The sequence below is a fragment of the Bosea beijingensis genome (assembly GCF_030758975.1).
Taxonomy (GTDB): Bacteria; Pseudomonadota; Alphaproteobacteria; order Rhizobiales; family Beijerinckiaceae; genus Allobosea; species Allobosea beijingensis.
In genome coordinates this window covers 2,380,622-2,396,093 of sequence record NZ_CP132359.1, presented here as the reverse complement: position 1 = coordinate 2,396,093, position 15,472 = coordinate 2,380,622, and the positions used below count along the sequence as shown (strand labels likewise).

The window sequence follows — 15,472 nt, the reverse complement described above, 5'->3', positions numbered from 1 at the left end:
GCATCGCTCCCGATCCGCTAAAATCCAAGCGTTTTCCTTTACTTGCCTGGAAGTTGGGTGAATACGCCCGGCAGTCCGCAACTGGTTAATTTTACCTTGTTTTAGCGTTTACCTTGCGTTCATCACTTCGAGCGGGCTTCCTGTCTCCAACGAACGGCGCTCGACGCCAAACTCGACAGGGTCAGGTCCACAATGGTGCGCTCGCTTTCCTCAGGCATCATCACTGCTTCCAGCCTCGCAGCGGCGCTTGTCCTCGGCGCCACGGCCGCCCAGGCCGGCGGCTGCCGCGGCTCCGCCTGCTACAACCTCGTCACCACTCCGCCGGTCTACGGCTCGATCAACGAGACCTACCAGGTTCGTCCGGCCCAGGTGCAGCGCCACGTCGTCCCGGCCGAATACGAGACCGTGACCGACAATGTGATGATCGCTCCCGAGCGCCGCATCCCGCGTCATCGCGCCGCCGTCTACGAGACCGTGACCGAAAAGGTCATGATCTCGGCCGCCACCCGCCGCTGGGAAGTGACCCGCGACGCTTACGGCAATACCGTCGGCTGCTGGGTCGATGTGCCCGCCCGCTACGGCTACCAGAGCCGCCGCGTCGAGGTTTCCCCGGCCAGCATCGATTACGAGACGGTTCCCGCCGTCTACACGCAGCGTCAGCGCCAGGTGATGGTGCGTCCGACCCAGGTCGTGCGGCAGGATATCCCCGCCGTCTACGAGACCCGGCAGCGCCAGGTGATGGTCAGCCCCGGTTCGCAGTATTGGTCCCGCAGCCGCTACTGAGCGGATCGGGACAGAGTTTCACGCAGACCCTTTATTACCCACGGAACGACCACTTTCACCCCGGCCCTCGCGCCGGGGTTTTTTCTTGGGCGATTATCCCAGGCAGCGATCGTCATTCCAGAGCATGGCGAAGCCGTGATGCCGGAATCCCGAACCGCTGAATCTGATTGAAAAGGCAGAACGGCGACGCCTGTTCGAGTGGCCGCATCGGTTCCGGGGTTCCGGGCTCTTCGCTTATCGCGAAGCCCCGGAATGACGGCGGAGCCCCGGGTGCCCTCAAGCAGCCGCTCAGGCGAGCTTGCTGCCGAGCAGGAGGACGCAGACGCCCGCGGCGAAAGCGAGAAAGCGGGCCGGCATGCCGGCCAGCGTGCCCGGAGGACGGCCCGTCGCCAGGCCGACGAGCAACTCGACGATACCCAGCGCGAAGAGCACGATGGCGAAAGGTGGCAGCGCGCCGTCCGGCGCGACGAGGCCAGCCCGGACTGCCCAGGCGACCACCGCGCCGAGACCGGCGCCCAGCGCGACGAACAGGAGCTCGTTTCGCGACAGGCGCATCGACGTTGTCAGCGGCGGCGGAAGTTCTGGCGCGGCGGGCCGCCCGGAGCGGGACCAGCCGTCTTCTGGCGGAAATTGATGCGGCCGCGATCGAGATCGTAAGGTGACATCTCGACGATGACGCGGTCACCCGCGATCGTGCGGATACGGTTCTTCTTCATCTTGCCGGCGGCATAGGCCAGGATGATGTGCTCGTTGTCGAGCTTCACCCGGTAGTTGCCGTCCGGAAGCACCTCGACCACGGTGCCGTCGAATTCAAGCAGTTCTTCTTTCGCCATCTGTCGTCCTTCGTGAGCCCTAGGGCGCGTGGGCGAGCCATCGTGAGGGAGGCTCGCCCTGTTCTGGTCGATCGCGCGTCAGCGCGCGCGCCGCCGGGCGCCGTTGGTGCGTGGTTGCTGTGTTCTTTGCTGCAAGAACGCGACGCCGCCAAGCCCTTCTTTTGCGGAACCGCCGTCTTTTCGCTGCGCCGTCTGCTCGGGGCGCGGGCCCCGCTCAGGATGACGCGGACGCTCGTGACGCTCCTGACGCGGACCGCCATTGGCCGGCTGGTTGCGCTGGCCACCCTCGCCGGGCTTGCCGCCGCGCGGCTGCTGCTGCTCTTGCGGGCGAGCCTGCTGGCCCTGCGGGCGAGCTTGCTGGCCCTGCGGGCGAGCTTGCTGGCCCTGCGGGCGGCCTGGACCGCCGCGTCCGCCGCCGTTCTGCTGCTGGCCACGCCCGCCACCGCGCTGGTTCTGCGGCGGCTTCTTCGGCGTGCGGCCATCCCAGTAGGGAACGGCACCGATCGGCGTGATCGCGACCTTGGTCAGCTTCTCGATGGCGGCGAGGTCGCCGCGCTCTTCCGGCGTGCAGAAGGCGATGGCAATGCCCTCTGCGCCGGCGCGCGCGGTGCGGCCGATGCGGTGGACATAGGTCTCCGGCACGTTCGGCAGGTCGAAATTGACGACATGGCTGATGCCGTCGACATCGATACCGCGCGCCGCGATGTCGGTGGCGACGAGGATGCGCAAGCTGCCGTCGCGGAAGGCGCCGAGAGCCCGCTCGCGCTGGCTCTGGCTCTTGTTGCCGTGGATCGCGGCCGCCTCGATGCCGGAGGTGCCGAGCTGGCGCACGACCTTGTCGGCGCCGTGCTTGGTGCGGGTGAAGACGATGGCGCGCTCGAGCTCGGGCACGTTCAGGGTCTTGGCGAGCAGAGCCGGCTTGTCGCCCGGCTCGGTGAAGATGACGCGCTGGTCGATCTTCTCGGCCGTCGTCGCGACCGGCGCCACCGCGACCTCGACCGGGTCGGTGAGATAGGCGGAAGCGATGTCGCGGATCGGCTTCGGCATGGTCGCCGAGAAGAGCAGCGTGTGGCGCTCCTTCGGGATCAGGGTCGCGATGCGGCGCAGCGCGTGGATGAAGCCGAGATCGAGCATCTGGTCGGCCTCGTCGAGGACGAGGAACTCGATCTCGCGCAGCGAGACGGCGCGCTGATCGACGAGGTCGAGCAAACGGCCAGGCGTGGCGACGAGGATGTCGACCTTCTCGCCGAGCGCGCGGATCTGCTTGCCGACGGGCACGCCGCCGAAGATCACCGTCGATTTCAGCGAGGTGTAGCGTGCATAGGTGCGGATGCTGGCTTCGATCTGGGCCGAGAGCTCACGCGTCGGCGACAGGATGAGCGCACGCACGGCGCGGGCCGGCATCTGGCGCGGCTTTGCGAGCAAGCGGTGCAGCATCGGCAGCGAGAAGGCAGCGGTCTTGCCGGTGCCGGTCTGGGCGGCGCCGAGCAGGTCACGGCCTTGCAGAATATGGGGGATCGCCTGCGCCTGGATCGGCGTGGGCGTCTCATAGCCCTCGGCTGCGAGCGCCTTGAGAAGGGGCTCGGCAAGGCCGAGATCGGTAAACTTGGTCAAGAAGAGGCTTTCTGGGCGCCGTGATCGCGGGGGGCGCATGTGGAATCGGCTGCGCCGCAGGCCCGCATCCGGCCTGAATTCAAAGGATATTCGGACCTGCCGGCGAACCGCTAGCCACAGCGCCGGCAGGCTTGTCGTGGACCGGGGCCCTCAAGGCCTTCCCGGTCGATCAGGTATCAGCTCAGGCGACGACGAGGTTGCCGGCCGAGGTCTTGCCGGTCTTGCGATCGGCAACGAGTTCGTAGGAGACGACCTGGCCGTCGCGCAGCTCGCGGAGACCCGCGCGCTCGACAGCGGAGATGTGGACGAACACGTCCTGGCCGCCGTTCTCAGGGGTGATGAAGCCATAGCCCTTGGTGGCGTTGAACCACTTCACGGTGCCCTTTTCCATAGTTCCAGAATCCTTACGTTTCAGATCCGCGTATCGTTGCGACCCAGAGCTCGACGCGCGGACGCCTTGCAGTGGTATTGTAGCGATGTGTGGTGGATCTGAATCGTGCCCGCCGACCGGATTGCCCGCGCGGAGGATTGGCCAGAACCCGGCCGCATCTCGTCATACATCGGTGCGGATAGCACGAAATGCAAGAAGGGTCCAGCAAGAGGGCCATCGGCGCCTGTAACCGAGCTGGCCAGCAGATGTTTGGCAGGAAAAGGAGGCCGCGTCATGCCGATCATGCTCAAGGGCTCCTGCCGCTGCGGGGCGGTACATTTCTCGGTCGAGAGCCACGCTCCCGTCCCCTACCAGCTCTGCTACTGCTCGATCTGTCGCAAGACGGCGGGCGGTGGCGGCTTCGCGATCAACCTCTCGGCCGATGCGGCGACGCTGAAGGTTGAAGGCGAGGACAAGATCGGCAATTTCAGCGCGGAGATCGAAGGCGACGACGGGGCCTGCGAACGCTCGCAGGCGCAGCGTCGTTTCTGCACCACATGCGGCGCCGCTCTCTGGCTGTTCGATCCGCGTTGGCCGGAGTTACTCCATCCCTTCGCCTCGGCGATCGACAGCCATCTGCCGCGTGCGCCCGAAAAGACCCATCTGATGCTGCGCTTCAAGGCCGGCTGGGTCGAGCCGGCGATAGGGCCGAACGACCAGAGCTTCGACACCTATCCCGAGGAATCGATCGAGGATTGGCACCGCAAACGCGGCCTCTGGGTCGATTGATCCCACGGCCCGTGGGTCGCTTGCCACGAACAGATCAGCGAACGAGCTGCTCGATGAGGTTGCGCAAGGGGCCGAGATCCGGGATGGCGTGGTAGCGGTCGTGCCCCACCGGCTCCTCGGCATGCTCCAGAGCCCATGTCAGGTCATGCGGGACATGGACGGCCCAGGAGCCGGCCTCCAATGCCGGCAGGATGTCCGATTTCAGGGAGTTGCCGACCATCATCGCCCTCCCTGCCCCATCGCCGTGGCGCGTGAAGATGCGATCATAGGTCTCCGGCTTCTTGTCGCTGACGATCTCGACAGCATGGAAGAAGTCGCCGAGGCCGGACTGGGCGAGCTTGCGCTCCTGATCGAAGAGATCGCCCTTGGTGATCAGCACCAGGCGATAGTCACCCGAGAGCGCCTGGAGTGTCTCGCTCACATGCGGCAGCGTCTCCACGGGATGGGCCGCCATCTCCCGGCCGGCGGCGAGGATCTCGCCGATGACGGAAGCCGGGACCTGCCCCCGCGTGATCTCGATCGCCGTCTCGATCATCGAGAGCACGAAGCCCTTAATGCCGAAACCGTAGAAGCCGAGATTGCGCTTCTCGGCTTCGAGCAGTCGTCCGGAAATCTCCGCCGCCTCGCCGTGCTCGCCGAGCAGCGCAACGAAGCGATCCTCCGTCATCCGGAAGAACTGCTCGTTCTGCCAGAGCGTGTCGTCGGCATCGAAGCCGATGGTGGTCAGTTTCGATGCCATGTCGGGTTCTCAGCCATCCTTGGGCTTGATCGCGCCCAAAGCCGCCTGCGCGGCGGCCAGACGGGCGATCGGCACGCGGAAGGGCGAGCAGGAGACGTAGTCCAGCCCGACGCTCTCGCAGAAACCGATCGAGGCCGGGTCGCCGCCATGTTCGCCGCAGATGCCGAGCTTGATGCCGGATCGGGTCTTGCGGCCGCGCTCGGCGGCGAGCTTCACCAGCTCGCCGACGCCGTCCTGGTCGATGGTGACGAAGGGATCGGCGTCGAGTAGGCCCTTGGCGGTGTAGGAACCGAGGAAGGAGGACGCGTCGTCACGCGAGATGCCGAGCGTCGTCTGCGTCAGGTCATTGGTGCCGAAGGAGAAGAACTCGGCGCTTTCGGCGATCTCGGCGGCGCGCAGGGCCGCGCGCGGCAGTTCGATCATGGTGCCGACCTGATAGTCGATCTTGGTGCCGCTCTCCTCGATCACGGCCTTGGCCATGGCGTCGATGCGGGCCTTGACGAGATCGAGTTCGGGCTTGCCCATGACGAGCGGCACCATCACCTCCGGGATCACCGGCTTGCCGGTCTCCTTGGCCGCGATCACCGCCGCCTCGAAGATGGCGCGGGCCTGCATCTCGGCGATCTCGGGGAAGGCCACCGCAAGGCGGCAGCCACGGAAGCCGAGCATCGGGTTGAACTCGTGCAATTCGGCGGCGCGATGCTTCAGGGCATCGGGCGTGACGCCGAGCGCGGCTGCGACCTCACCGATTTCCTTCTCGCCATGCGGCAGGAACTCGTGCAGCGGCGGATCGAGCAGGCGGATCGTCACCGGCAGGCCGCTCATGATGGTGAAGAGCTGGACGAAGTCCTGGCGCTGCACCGGCAGGAGCTTGGCGAGCGCGGCCCGCCTGCCCTTGTCGTCATGGGCGAGGATCATCTCGCGGACGGCCTGGATGCGGTCGCCTTCGAAGAACATGTGCTCGGTGCGGCAGAGCCCGATGCCCTCGGCGCCGAACTCGCGCGCGGTCCTGGCGTCCTCCGGCGTCTCGGCATTGGCGCGGACCTTGAGGCGGCGCACCTTGTCGGCCCAGCCCATCAGCGTCGCAAACTCGCCGGACAACTCCGGCTTCTGCATCTTGATCTCGCCGAGGAGGACCTGACCGTTGCCGCCGTCGATGGTGACGAAATCGCCGGCCTTCAGCGTGGTCGGGCCGACCGAGAGCGTGCCCTTGGCATAGTCGATGCGGAGCTGACCGGCGCCGGAGACGCAGGGCTTGCCCATGCCGCGGGCGACGACCGCCGCATGCGAGGTCATGCCGCCGCGCGAGGTCAGGATGCCTTCGGCGGCATGCATGCCGTGAATGTCCTCGGGCGAGGTCTCGACGCGGACGAGGATGACCTTCCTGCCGGCCTTCTTGGCGGCTTCGGCATCGTCGGAATTGAAGACGATCTCGCCCGCGGCGGCGCCGGGCGAGGCCGGCAGGCCGGTGGTCAGCACGCGGCGCTCGGCCTTGGGGTCGATGGTCGGGTGCAGGAGCTGGTCGAGCGCACCGGGCTCGACGCGGCCGACGGCCTCCTCCTGCGTGATCAGTCCTTCGGTCGCAAGCTCGACCGCAATGCGCAGAGCCGCCTTGGCGGTGCGCTTGCCGGACCGGGTCTGCAGCATCCAGAGCTTGCCCTCCTGGATGGTGAATTCCATGTCCTGCATGTCGCGATAGTGCTTCTCGAGGATGCCGTAGATGCGGCAGAGCTCGGCATAGGCCTCCGGCATCTCCCGTTCCATCGAAGGCTTGTCGGAGCCCGCCTCCTTCTTGGCGGCCTCGGTGATGTCCTGCGGCGTGCGGATGCCGGCGACGACGTCCTCGCCCTGCGCGTTGATCAGGAACTCGCCATAGAGCGCGTTCTCGCCGGTCGAGGGATTGCGGGTGAAGGCCACGCCGGTCGCGGAGGTGTCGCCCATGTTGCCGAACACCATCGACTGGACGTTGACCGCCGTGCCCCAGCTCGCGGGAATCGCGTTGAGCTCGCGATACTTGATCGCGCGGGCGTTCATCCAGGAGGAGAAGACGGCGCCGACAGCACCCCAGAGCTGCTTCTCGGGCTCCTGCGGGAAGTCGGAGCCCAGCTCCTTCCTGATGATCTCCTTGTACTTGCCGACAAGGACCTTCCAGTCGGCGGCCTTGAGATCGGTGTCGAGATGCAGGCCCTTGCGCTCCTTGTAGTCCTCCAGCGCCTCCTCGAAGAGGCCGTGGTCCACATCGAGCACGACGTTGGAATACATCGTGATGAAGCGACGATAGCTGTCCCAGGCGAAGCGCTCGTCGCCCGAGGCCTTGGCGACGGCCTCGACCGTCTCGTCGTTGAGGCCGAGATTGAGGACGGTGTCCATCATGCCCGGCATCGAGGCGCGCGCGCCGGAGCGGACCGAGACGAGGAGCGGATTGGCGGGGTCGCCGAAGGTCTTGCCCGTGAGCTTGGCCATGCCTGCGAGCGCGGTCCTGACCTGCCCGTCGAGCTCGGCCGGAAAGCTCTTGCCGTTGTCGTAATAGGCGGTGCAGACCTCGGTGGTGATGGTGAAGCCGGGCGGAACGGGCAGGCCCAGATTGCTCATCTCGGCGAGGTTCGCGCCCTTGCCGCCGAGCAGGTTCTTCATTCCCGCCTCACCCTCGGCCTTGCCGTCGCCGAAGGTGTAGACCCACTTCCCACCTGCCATCACATAGCCTCTTCTGTTCAACCGGACGAGGCAAACGCCGCGCCGGCGTGAAAGTTTCGTGTGCGTGCCGTCGATGACTTAAGGTCACCGGCAGCGGGGATGTTGGCGGTCATGCCGAAAACGACATGAACAATCAATGAGCGTGTGCAGCATCGCCTGATGCAGCGCAATAGCATGCTCGGGTTGCGTCAGGGGCCCTTCCCCCGCGCGGCACGGGGCCAGCGCAGCGGCCAGTTGACGATGCGCTCTGCGACCTCCTCCTCGGGCACCTCGTCCTCATTGGCGAAGACGCGGCCGCGCACCGAGACGCCGGCCGCGACCACCGTCTCGGGATCGCCGGAGACCAGCGGGTGCCACCAGGGCAGGTCCTTGCCCTCGGCGACGAGGCGATAGCCGCAGGTCGGCGGCAGCCAGGGCAGCGTGCGCACCTCCTCGGGCGTCAGCGTCACGCAATCCGGCACTTTCTGAGAGCGGTTCGGATAGTCGCGGCAACGGCAGGTGCCAGCCTCGAACAGCCGGCAGCCGACATCGGTGGCGAAGATGCGGCCTGTATCCTCGTCCTCGAGCTTGACGAGGCAGCAGCGGCCGCAGCCATCGCAGAGCGATTCCCATTGCTCGCTCGACATCGCCTCCAAAGGCGTCGTCAGCCAGAAGGGCTGCGGTTTCGGCGGGGCTTGCGTCATGGCAGGCTTATGCGCCCCCGGGCGGCAAGATGGAAGGCCAATCCGGCCCGGCTCTACGTGACGATATCTGAACGCCACGCCAGCGTATTTCCGGTTCCCGGCAATGAAATTTACCCTCCCGACTCTTATTCGGACGCTGAGCATGCCTATGTGTCCATTCCCGGGCGCTCTGCTGTTGCCAAGCGGGCAGGCACGCGGCAGGACTTAGCGTCGGGGGCCATTCGGGAAGCCTGGAACGGCCATGGAGTTCAGGAAGGCGGGCTGGAGGACGCGGCTGAAGCGCTTTGCGCTTGCCGCCGACTCATGGCTGGATGCCGGCCTGTGGGGAGCAGGGCACCGCGCCGGCGAAATCCATGAGCGCATCCGCAGCGTCGCCGATCGCCTGACCGTCACCGGCGGCAAGCGCATCGCCGCCGAGTTCGCCAGTGAAGGGCTGAATATCGGCATCGTCGGCGCGCTGATCCTGCTGATGCTGGCCCTGCCGGCGTTCCGGATCGGCAATGACGAGGCGCTGAAGAACCAGGTCTTCGCCGTCACCTTCCTCGACCGCTACGGCGCGCCACTCGGCCATCGCGGCGCCCGGCACGACGATTCGCTGAAGCTGGAGGAGATGCCGGACCATCTGCTCAAGGCCGTGCTGGCCACCGAGGATCGCCGCTTCTACGACCATTTCGGCATCGACCTGATCGGCACCTCGCGGGCGCTGCTGGTCAATACGCGGGCCTCGGGCGTGGTCCAGGGCGGCTCGTCGCTGACTCAGCAGCTCGCCAAGAACCTCTTCCTCAACAACGAGCGCTCGCTCGACCGCAAGATCAAGGAAGCCTTCCTCGCCTTGTGGCTGGAGACGCGGCTGACCAAGAACGAAATCCTCAAGCTCTATCTCGACCGCGCCTATATGGGCGGCGGCACCTTCGGCGCGGCGGCTGCGGCGGAATACTATTTCGGCAAGTCGGTTAAGGACGTCTCGCTGGCCGAGGCCGCGATGCTCGCCGGGCTGTTCAAGGCACCGACGAAATACGCGCCCCATGTCAACCTGCCGGCCGCCCGTGCGCGGGCCAACGACGTGCTCAACGCCATGGTCGATGCCGGCTTCATGACCGCCGGCCAGGTCGACAGCGCCAAGCGCAACCCGGCGACACCGATCGACCGCAAGCGCGATTCCAGCCCGGACTATTATCTCGACTGGGCCTTCGATGCGGTGAAGGAGCTCGCGAACGAGGGCAAGCTCGGCGCCGACCGCGTGCTGACGGTGAAGACACCACATGATTCCGCGATCCAGCAGCGCGCCGACGAGGCGATCGAGACGATCCTGCGCCAGCATGGCCCGGCCTATCGCGTGAAACAGGCGGCAACCGTGGTGATGGACCCGGACGGGGCCGTGCGCGCCATCGTCGGCGGCCGGGACTACGGCGCGAGCCAGTTCAACCGGGCGACCGCGGGCCAGCGGCAGCCCGGCTCCTCGTTCAAGCCCTTCGTCTATGCGGCCGCGCTCTCGGCCGGGCTCTACAAGCCGACCACGATCGTCACCGACCGGCCGGTCTGCATCGGCAACTGGTGCCCGAACAATTACGGGCGCTCCTATGCCGGCTCGATGCCGCTGACGGTGGCGCTGGCGAAGTCGATCAATACGATCCCCGTCCAGATGTCGATCGCCATCGGCCGCGCCACGGGCGAGACGCATGAGGCGCGCGCGGCCGCGATCGGCCGCCGGAAGATCGTCGAGACCGCCCATGCCATGGGCCTGACGACGCCGCTAACCGACACGGTCTCGCTGCCGATCGGGGCGGCCGAAGTCACGGTGATCGACATGGCCGCCGGCTATTCCGCGCTTGCCAATGGCGGCAGGCGGGCGAAGCCCTATGCCGCGATCGAGATCGCCAATTCGCAGGGCGAGGTGATCTACCGCCATGACCGCGACGAGCCGGAGCCGAAGCAGGTGCTGAGCCCGCAGGTGGCGCAGGACATGAACTTCATGCTCTCGAAGGTGCCGACCGAGGGGACGGCGCGCCGCGCCGCGCTCGACGGCGTCGTCACCGCGGGCAAGACCGGCACGACCAACGGCTACAAGGATGCCTGGTATGTCGGCTATTCCGGCAATCTCGTCGGCGCCGTCTGGTTCGGCAACGACAATTCCGCCGAGACCGCGAACATGACCGGCGGCTCGCTTCCCGCGATGACCTGGAAGGAGATCATGCAGTTCGCCCATCAGGGGCTGGAGCTGAAGCCTATTCCGGGCGTGCCCGCTGTCGATCCGAAGGGCGCGGCGGTCGCAAAGGCCGGCAGCGCCACGACGCCTGCGGGCACGGCATCCGGCCCCGGCGCCGGCCATATGCCGCGCCAGTCCTTCGAGGTGCTCTCGGCCGTCGGCTCCATGTTCAAATCCGTCGAGCCGCGGCGTGTCGCGAGCCGCCCGATCCAGGTCGGTATCCGCGAGATCTCTGGCAGCGAGCCGCGGGTTCGCTGAAGCACGGGCGGTTGACGATGACCGGCCTGGCGGATCAACTCCGCCGCGGAAGGCCTCCCAAGCGGAAGGACAGCGTGCGGATTCTAGACCTCGCCTATATTCTTGCGCTCGGGGCCGGTCTCGGGCTGGGCTCCGCCCATTGGGCGGTGGCCGGGCGTTCGGCGGTCGGCCGGGTCGAGGTCGGCGCCTGGACGGCCTGGCCGCGCAGCGGCAGCCGCGAGGTCGACCCCTATATGCGCGCCTATCTCGCCCGCGGCGTCCATCTGCCGTTCGGCTCCGGCGAAGGGCTGGAGCTGATCGCCGAGCGCGACGATGCCGGGCAGGCGCTGGACGGGCGCTGCCGCTATCGGCTCTCCGGCGCGACACCGACGACGCGCGGCTGGACCATCGGCATCACCGATGGTGACGGCTTGCCCTTCCGCCTGCCGCTGGAGCGCACGAGCTTCAGCGATTCGGAGATCGTCCGCCCGGAGGATGGCGGGCTCGCCATCCTCGCGTCATCCACGCCCGAGGCCGGCAACTGGCTGCCGCTGCCCGCGAGCGGGCGCTTCCAGATCCGGCTGCGGCTCTACGATACGCCGATCTCCAGCCAGACCGGCGAGACCCGCGCCAGCAACCTGCCGCGCATCGCGCGCGTCGACTGCCGATGAGCGCTGTCAGCCACGATCCGCCGGAGAGGCACAGCTCGCCCTTCGCCGGCTGGCGCCCGCGCCTGCGCGCCGGCTTCGCGCGCTTCGTCATGACGACGCTGGCCGGGCTGATCCTCGCGGCCATCGTCCATATCGTCACGATCCTGGCTATCCCGGCGCTCTCGCAGCGCGATGCCGCCCATGCCTATCGCGAGCTCGGAACCGAAGGACATGCCGAAGCCATTCCCTCCCCCGGCAATGCCCGCGGCGTGCCGGCCTTGCGCGAAGCCGATCCCAATGTGGTCACTGCGGTCTGCAGCTACGATCTCTCGGCTGGCCCGATGCGGGTCGTCGCCCGCACCGGCACGTTGCCGCTCGGCCTTACGCTGCATCGGCAGGGCGGCGGCGTACTCTATGCGATCACCGACCGGGCGGCGATCCGCGGCATGCTCGAATTCCTTGTGATGACCGAAGCGCAGCGCGACGAGCGCATCGCCGCCGACGAGGAAGGCGAGACCAGCCGGGAGCTGCGCATCGTCTCCGATACCGAACAGGGCCTGATCGTGGCGCGCGTGCTGATGCGCCTGCCCTCCGACCGGGCCGATGCTGAGGCGCTCGCGACCGGCGTCGCCTGCGGGCTGGCGAACTAGCTTAGCCCTTGTAGACGACCGGGCGCTTGCCTCCTTCGCCGAAGGCGCCGTTGAGCTGCATCTGACAGAGCGGCCGCGCTTCCATCTCCAGCGCCATGATCGCACGCTCCGCCTTGACGGCTTCGCGCGAGGGCATTTCGACGACCAGGTTGGCCAGTGCGTGGCGATAGCTGCGGATGCGGAAATCGAGGCGCTCGCAGACCCAGAAGACCAGCCCCTCGTTCTCGACGACGCGCGCCATCGTCGGTGCCTGCTTGTCGGCAGGAACGTCCGGAGAGGCTTCGGCCGTGCGCATGCGGACCCGGTCCATGTTCACCACCCGGCCCGCATTGGCGCGGAACGGGCCGATCAGCAGGCGATCGGCATTGGCATCCTCGGCCAGCCGGTTGTAGCGCGAGGCCTGCGAGGCGAAGGAAATCCCGGTCAGCCCGCGAAAATAGTCGGAGACATCGGTCGACTGGGCCGCGACCGGCAGGATGCGGGTATGAGCGAGATTGGAGACCTCGCCCTGGAAGGCGCTGTTCGGGCTGGACGGCATGACGAAGCGCCAGGCGCGGTCACGCATCCGCTCCTCGTCATCGGTCAGGCGGAAATAGGAGGTGTCTTCGCCGCGGAAGGTCGCGGACCAGTAGCCGGCCTCGGGCGCGACGAGCTGCGACCAGATCGTCGGCCGCGGCCGGCCGAGATCGCCCGTTGTGGCAGTGCAGGCCGAAACGGACACCGTCGCCACCATGGCGAGCAGCAGCTTGGCCGACCCTCGTGTCACGCAGGCTGCCTGCGGGCGCTCTTCCGCGCGGCGATCTTGCGGGGCCGGGCATTGGCTGCAGGTTTCGCGGCCGGCGGCCGGGCCTCGGGCGCGCGCTCGTAACGCACGCCCGTGAAGAACAAGATTTCCGCCGTCCGCTGCGGAAGGGAGCAGGCCGATGCCTGCTGCTGGCGCCGCTGCGGCGCAAGGGGGATGACGATGGCCATGACGCGCCTCCTTATCCAGCGCCAGAGTTGCAACGCGAGAATCGGCGAGGTGCGGGCAGCACCAGGTCGCAGGCCCCGCAAGCCCATCAGGCCCGGACATGGTTAACGTGGCCTTAACGGTCGGGGATTAAAGCTGCTACATCTCCGGTTTCCCGCTCCGAGCCTGCCATGCCCGCATCCGTTTCCAAGGAACTCGCCGATCTCGCTCGCCTGGCGCGCGAGGGCGGGCTCGACCTCAGCCCGATCTCACTGCGGGTCAAAGCGGATCTTTTGCTCTCGACGCCTTACCCCTCGCCCGTCGACCTCGCCGCTTTCAACGAGATGGCCGAAGCGCTGCTGCCGGGCATCGACGAGGCGACGGCGCTGATCCTGGCGCGCAAGCTCGCCGGATGGGCGCATACGCCCGCGCCAGTCCTCTCCGGCCTCGCCGCGAAGGGCGGCGCCGTTCTCGCGGAACTCCTGCGCCACGGCATGAAACTGTCTGAAGGCGAGCTCGAACGCTTCGTCGAAACCGGCGACGAGACGCTGCGCGCGGCGCTCGCCGTCCGCTCCGACCTCACCAGCCATGCCGTCATTGCATTGGTCTCGGATGAAAACCGCGGGCTCGACCTCCCCCTCATCGCCAATCACAGCGCCCCGATGCCGCGTGCGGCCGTCGATACCCTGATCGCCCGTGCCCGGGCCGAGCCGGCCTACCGGCCGGGCCTGCTCGCGCGTCCCGACCTGTCCAATATCGAGCTCGCACCGCTTTTCCTGCATGCCGGCGCGGAGCGACGCCTCGCGATCATCGAATCGCTGATGGCCCGCGAGGCGCTGCATCCCAGCGAGCGGCGCCCGGCCCTGTCCGGCCCGGTCTTCGCGGTCTGGCTCGATCTCGCGGCCGAGGATCGCGACGCGGCCTTTTCCGCGATCGCGGAACATCTCGGCGGCGGCTTGCCCCTCGCGGCAGCCATGGCGGCCGATGCATCGCGGGATCTCGCGGCGCTCGCATTGACCGCGAGCGGCACCACGGTCGAGGAAGCCACGCGCTTCCTGATCCGACTCGGAGACGATGCTGCCCATTCGGTCGAACGCATCTTCGCGCTGGTCGCGCTGATGCGCTCGGTGCGGCCCGCCATCGCCTTCCGGCTTGCCATGCACATCGCCGGCACGACGGCAGGAGCGCCGCAGCGGCGGGGCCAGCATCAGCCGGCCATGGACCCGAGCGGCACGCCGTCGCGCGCCGGCCAGGCCCGGCCGGAGGCACAGCCGGCGATGTCGGAAGTCCTCGGCAAGCTCCGCGCAAAGCGCGAGCGGGGCTGAGCCGGCGCGGTTCAGCAGGCCGGATCAGGCGTCGACGAGCGCAAGCCTCGGATCGCCCGCCCGGTTCTCGATCTCGACCAGCCAGAGATCCCCGTCGAAGCGCAGTTCGCGCTCGACACGGTGCTCGATCGCAACGGGATCGGCATCGAGCAGGAGCTGGAAGCGGCGCTCGCCGTCATCCTCGGCAAGGGCCTGCGGCGCCGGGCCATAAAGTGCTGCCGTGCCGTCCAGCCGGTCGAGCTTGACGAAGATGGCGCCCGCCTCGCGCGCCCCACGGCGGCGCAGCACGGCCACAAGGCCATCGAAAGCCGCCTGCCGCAGATAGGCCGAAACCCAGAAATCGCTGGTCAGGCGCGCCATGTCGGGCGCCGCAGATCAGGTGCGCGGGGCCGCGCCGGAACGGTTGGCGGATTTGACATCGGCCGGCGGGCGCAGGTCGCCATTGATCAGATCCGCAATCGGGTCGCGCACAGGCGCTGCCGCGGCGCGGGGAGCAGCGGCTGGGGCAGCCGGCGCGGCGGCACGCGGAGCGGCCTGGACGGGTGCCGGCGGACGCGGCTGAGCCTCGCGGGCCGCCTGCGTCTGCGAGAGATCGTTAGGCCGCGCCGGGGGACGGACCGGCTGCGCTCCCGGCATTTCGGCCGCAGGAGCCGGCGCCGGCTCGGCGCGGCGCTCGGCCGTGGCCCGCGGCTGCGAGACCGGCGCGGGAGCGGAGAGCATCGGAGCGGGGTGGCGCGCCTTCTGGAACATCAGCGCATTGGCGACGATGGCGAGCGAGACGATGCCGAAGGCGAGCAGCACGAGCGCCCGGCCCGGCCGCTGTCCGGCGATGCGGGCGACCCGGCCGAGCCAGGAGGTCTTGCGGCGCGCCGGCTGGGCACGGCGCACCGGTGCGGACAGGGAAGCGCCGGAATGGGCGCGGGCAGCCATGGTCACGGACATTGCGTCAG

18 protein-coding genes are annotated in these 15,472 nt (G+C 67.9%); 7 read left to right on the top strand and 11 right to left on the bottom strand.

The features are described 5' to 3' along the window. The first annotated feature begins 192 nt into the window (after nucleotides 1–192). Nucleotides 193–783, top strand: a complete 591-nt coding sequence (locus tag Q9235_RS11565) for a hypothetical protein (protein ID WP_306227356.1) — start codon at nucleotides 193–195, stop codon at nucleotides 781–783. Nucleotides 784–1,071: 288 nt separating this feature from the next. Here Q9235_RS11565 and Q9235_RS11560 read toward each other — a convergent pair whose 3' ends face one another. From Q9235_RS11560 to Q9235_RS11550, 3 genes are all read right to left on the bottom strand, one after another. Next, the gene (locus Q9235_RS11560; RefSeq protein WP_306227353.1) at nucleotides 1,072–1,338 is read right to left on the bottom strand and encodes a hypothetical protein; all 267 of its coding nucleotides are present in this window, start codon (nucleotides 1,336–1,338) and stop codon (nucleotides 1,072–1,074) included. Nucleotides 1,339–1,346: 8 nt separating this feature from the next. Then, nucleotides 1,347–1,616 carry a translation initiation factor IF-1 gene (infA, locus tag Q9235_RS11555; RefSeq protein ID WP_061964687.1) on the bottom strand — a complete coding sequence of 90 codons (270 nt, stop codon included), beginning with the start codon at nucleotides 1,614–1,616 and terminating at the stop codon, nucleotides 1,347–1,349. A 78-nt stretch (nucleotides 1,617–1,694) separates the two neighbouring features. Continuing rightward, nucleotides 1,695–3,230 (bottom strand): DEAD/DEAH box helicase, encoded by a 1,536-nt coding sequence (locus tag Q9235_RS11550; RefSeq protein WP_306227350.1) that lies wholly within the window; start codon nucleotides 3,228–3,230, stop codon nucleotides 1,695–1,697. 20 nt (nucleotides 3,231–3,250) lie between these two features. Here Q9235_RS11550 and Q9235_RS26835 point away from each other — a divergent pair, with 20 nt between their 5' ends. Further along, entirely contained in the window at nucleotides 3,251–3,307 is a 57-nt protein-coding gene (locus Q9235_RS26835) for a hypothetical protein (RefSeq protein ID WP_422678367.1), read from the top strand. A gap of 104 nt (nucleotides 3,308–3,411) precedes the next feature. Here Q9235_RS26835 and Q9235_RS11545 read toward each other — a convergent pair whose 3' ends face one another. Beyond that, nucleotides 3,412–3,621, bottom strand: coding sequence for a cold-shock protein (locus Q9235_RS11545; protein ID WP_047578161.1), 210 nt, complete (start codon nucleotides 3,619–3,621; stop codon nucleotides 3,412–3,414). A 273-nt stretch (nucleotides 3,622–3,894) separates the two neighbouring features. Between Q9235_RS11545 and Q9235_RS11540 the strand changes: the two genes are divergently transcribed. Next, nucleotides 3,895–4,389, top strand: a complete 495-nt coding sequence (locus Q9235_RS11540; protein WP_306227347.1) for a GFA family protein — start codon at nucleotides 3,895–3,897, stop codon at nucleotides 4,387–4,389. A gap of 34 nt (nucleotides 4,390–4,423) precedes the next feature. Here Q9235_RS11540 and Q9235_RS11535 read toward each other — a convergent pair whose 3' ends face one another. The 3 genes from Q9235_RS11535 to Q9235_RS11525 all read right to left on the bottom strand — a co-directional run bounded on the left by Q9235_RS11535 (nucleotide 4,424) and on the right by Q9235_RS11525 (nucleotide 8,505). Then, nucleotides 4,424–5,128: an HAD family hydrolase gene (locus Q9235_RS11535; RefSeq protein ID WP_306227345.1), complete on the bottom strand. Its 705-nt coding sequence runs from the start codon at nucleotides 5,126–5,128 to the stop codon at nucleotides 4,424–4,426. Nucleotides 5,129–5,137: 9 nt separating this feature from the next. Further along, complete coding sequence (ppdK, locus tag Q9235_RS11530) at nucleotides 5,138–7,822, bottom strand: pyruvate, phosphate dikinase (RefSeq protein ID WP_306227343.1); 2,685 nt, start codon at nucleotides 7,820–7,822, stop codon at nucleotides 5,138–5,140. A gap of 188 nt (nucleotides 7,823–8,010) precedes the next feature. Next, the gene (locus tag Q9235_RS11525) at nucleotides 8,011–8,505 is read right to left on the bottom strand and encodes a YcgN family cysteine cluster protein (RefSeq protein ID WP_306227341.1); all 495 of its coding nucleotides are present in this window, start codon (nucleotides 8,503–8,505) and stop codon (nucleotides 8,011–8,013) included. Between the two features lie 241 nt (nucleotides 8,506–8,746). On the opposite strand from Q9235_RS11525, the gene Q9235_RS11520 reads away from it, so the two are divergent. The 3 genes from Q9235_RS11520 (at nucleotide 8,747) to Q9235_RS11510 (ending at nucleotide 12,248) form a co-directional block, all read left to right on the top strand. Beyond that, nucleotides 8,747–10,969 (top strand): transglycosylase domain-containing protein, encoded by a 2,223-nt coding sequence (locus Q9235_RS11520; protein ID WP_306227340.1) that lies wholly within the window; start codon nucleotides 8,747–8,749, stop codon nucleotides 10,967–10,969. 74 nt (nucleotides 10,970–11,043) lie between these two features. Next, nucleotides 11,044–11,619 carry a DUF1214 domain-containing protein gene (locus Q9235_RS11515; protein WP_306227339.1) on the top strand — a complete coding sequence of 192 codons (576 nt, stop codon included), beginning with the start codon at nucleotides 11,044–11,046 and terminating at the stop codon, nucleotides 11,617–11,619. After that, entirely contained in the window at nucleotides 11,616–12,248 is a 633-nt protein-coding gene (locus Q9235_RS11510; RefSeq protein WP_306227336.1) for a DUF1254 domain-containing protein, read from the top strand. The genes Q9235_RS11515 and Q9235_RS11510 overlap by 4 nt, the downstream gene beginning before the upstream one ends. 1 nt (nucleotide 12,249) lies before the next feature. On the opposite strand, the gene Q9235_RS11505 is transcribed toward Q9235_RS11510, so the two are convergent. Together Q9235_RS11505 and Q9235_RS11500 are read right to left on the bottom strand one after the other, a co-directional pair. Beyond that, on the bottom strand, nucleotides 12,250–13,014 hold the full coding sequence (locus Q9235_RS11505; RefSeq protein WP_306227333.1) for a hypothetical protein: 765 nt from the start codon (nucleotides 13,012–13,014) through the stop codon (nucleotides 12,250–12,252). Continuing rightward, nucleotides 13,011–13,220, bottom strand: a complete 210-nt coding sequence (locus Q9235_RS11500) for a hypothetical protein (protein ID WP_306227329.1) — start codon at nucleotides 13,218–13,220, stop codon at nucleotides 13,011–13,013. Before Q9235_RS11500 ends, Q9235_RS11505 begins: the two co-directional genes overlap by 4 nt. Before the next feature lie 168 nt (nucleotides 13,221–13,388). On the opposite strand from Q9235_RS11500, the gene Q9235_RS11495 reads away from it, so the two are divergent. After that, a complete protein-coding gene (locus Q9235_RS11495) occupies nucleotides 13,389–14,522 on the top strand; it encodes a DUF2336 domain-containing protein (protein ID WP_306227327.1) in 1,134 nt (377 codons plus the stop codon). 24 nt (nucleotides 14,523–14,546) lie between these two features. Here the strand turns inward: Q9235_RS11495 and Q9235_RS11490 are convergent, their stop codons facing one another. Both Q9235_RS11490 and Q9235_RS11485 read right to left on the bottom strand, forming a co-directional pair. After that, nucleotides 14,547–14,882, bottom strand: a complete 336-nt coding sequence (locus tag Q9235_RS11490) for a DUF1491 family protein (protein WP_306227326.1) — start codon at nucleotides 14,880–14,882, stop codon at nucleotides 14,547–14,549. Nucleotides 14,883–14,897: 15 nt separating this feature from the next. Further along, nucleotides 14,898–15,464: a hypothetical protein gene (locus Q9235_RS11485; protein ID WP_306227324.1), complete on the bottom strand. Its 567-nt coding sequence runs from the start codon at nucleotides 15,462–15,464 to the stop codon at nucleotides 14,898–14,900. Nucleotides 15,465–15,472: the final 8 nt, after the last annotated feature.

What these genes read in the sequence shown, in the direction of transcription:
- Q9235_RS11565 (WP_306227356.1), top strand. Translation starts at nt 193, where the DNA reads ATGGTGCGCTCGCTTTCCTCAGGCATCATCACTGCTTCCAGCCTCGCA.
- Q9235_RS11560 (WP_306227353.1), bottom strand. Translation starts at nt 1,338, where the DNA reads ATGCGCCTGTCGCGAAACGAGCTCCTGTTCGTCGCGCTGGGCGCCGGT.
- infA (WP_061964687.1), bottom strand. Translation starts at nt 1,616, where the DNA reads ATGGCGAAAGAAGAACTGCTTGAATTCGACGGCACCGTGGTCGAGGTG.
- Q9235_RS11545 (WP_047578161.1), bottom strand. Translation starts at nt 3,621, where the DNA reads ATGGAAAAGGGCACCGTGAAGTGGTTCAACGCCACCAAGGGCTATGGC.
- Q9235_RS11540 (WP_306227347.1), top strand. Translation starts at nt 3,895, where the DNA reads ATGCCGATCATGCTCAAGGGCTCCTGCCGCTGCGGGGCGGTACATTTC.
- Q9235_RS11535 (WP_306227345.1), bottom strand. Translation starts at nt 5,128, where the DNA reads ATGGCATCGAAACTGACCACCATCGGCTTCGATGCCGACGACACGCTC.
- ppdK (WP_306227343.1), bottom strand. Translation starts at nt 7,822, where the DNA reads ATGGCAGGTGGGAAGTGGGTCTACACCTTCGGCGACGGCAAGGCCGAG.
- Q9235_RS11525 (WP_306227341.1), bottom strand. Translation starts at nt 8,505, where the DNA reads ATGACGCAAGCCCCGCCGAAACCGCAGCCCTTCTGGCTGACGACGCCT.
- Q9235_RS11520 (WP_306227340.1), top strand. Translation starts at nt 8,747, where the DNA reads ATGGAGTTCAGGAAGGCGGGCTGGAGGACGCGGCTGAAGCGCTTTGCG.
- Q9235_RS11510 (WP_306227336.1), top strand. Translation starts at nt 11,616, where the DNA reads ATGAGCGCTGTCAGCCACGATCCGCCGGAGAGGCACAGCTCGCCCTTC.
- Q9235_RS11500 (WP_306227329.1), bottom strand. Translation starts at nt 13,220, where the DNA reads ATGGCCATCGTCATCCCCCTTGCGCCGCAGCGGCGCCAGCAGCAGGCA.
- Q9235_RS11495 (WP_306227327.1), top strand. Translation starts at nt 13,389, where the DNA reads ATGCCCGCATCCGTTTCCAAGGAACTCGCCGATCTCGCTCGCCTGGCG.
- Q9235_RS11490 (WP_306227326.1), bottom strand. Translation starts at nt 14,882, where the DNA reads ATGGCGCGCCTGACCAGCGATTTCTGGGTTTCGGCCTATCTGCGGCAG.
- Q9235_RS11485 (WP_306227324.1), bottom strand. Translation starts at nt 15,464, where the DNA reads ATGTCCGTGACCATGGCTGCCCGCGCCCATTCCGGCGCTTCCCTGTCC.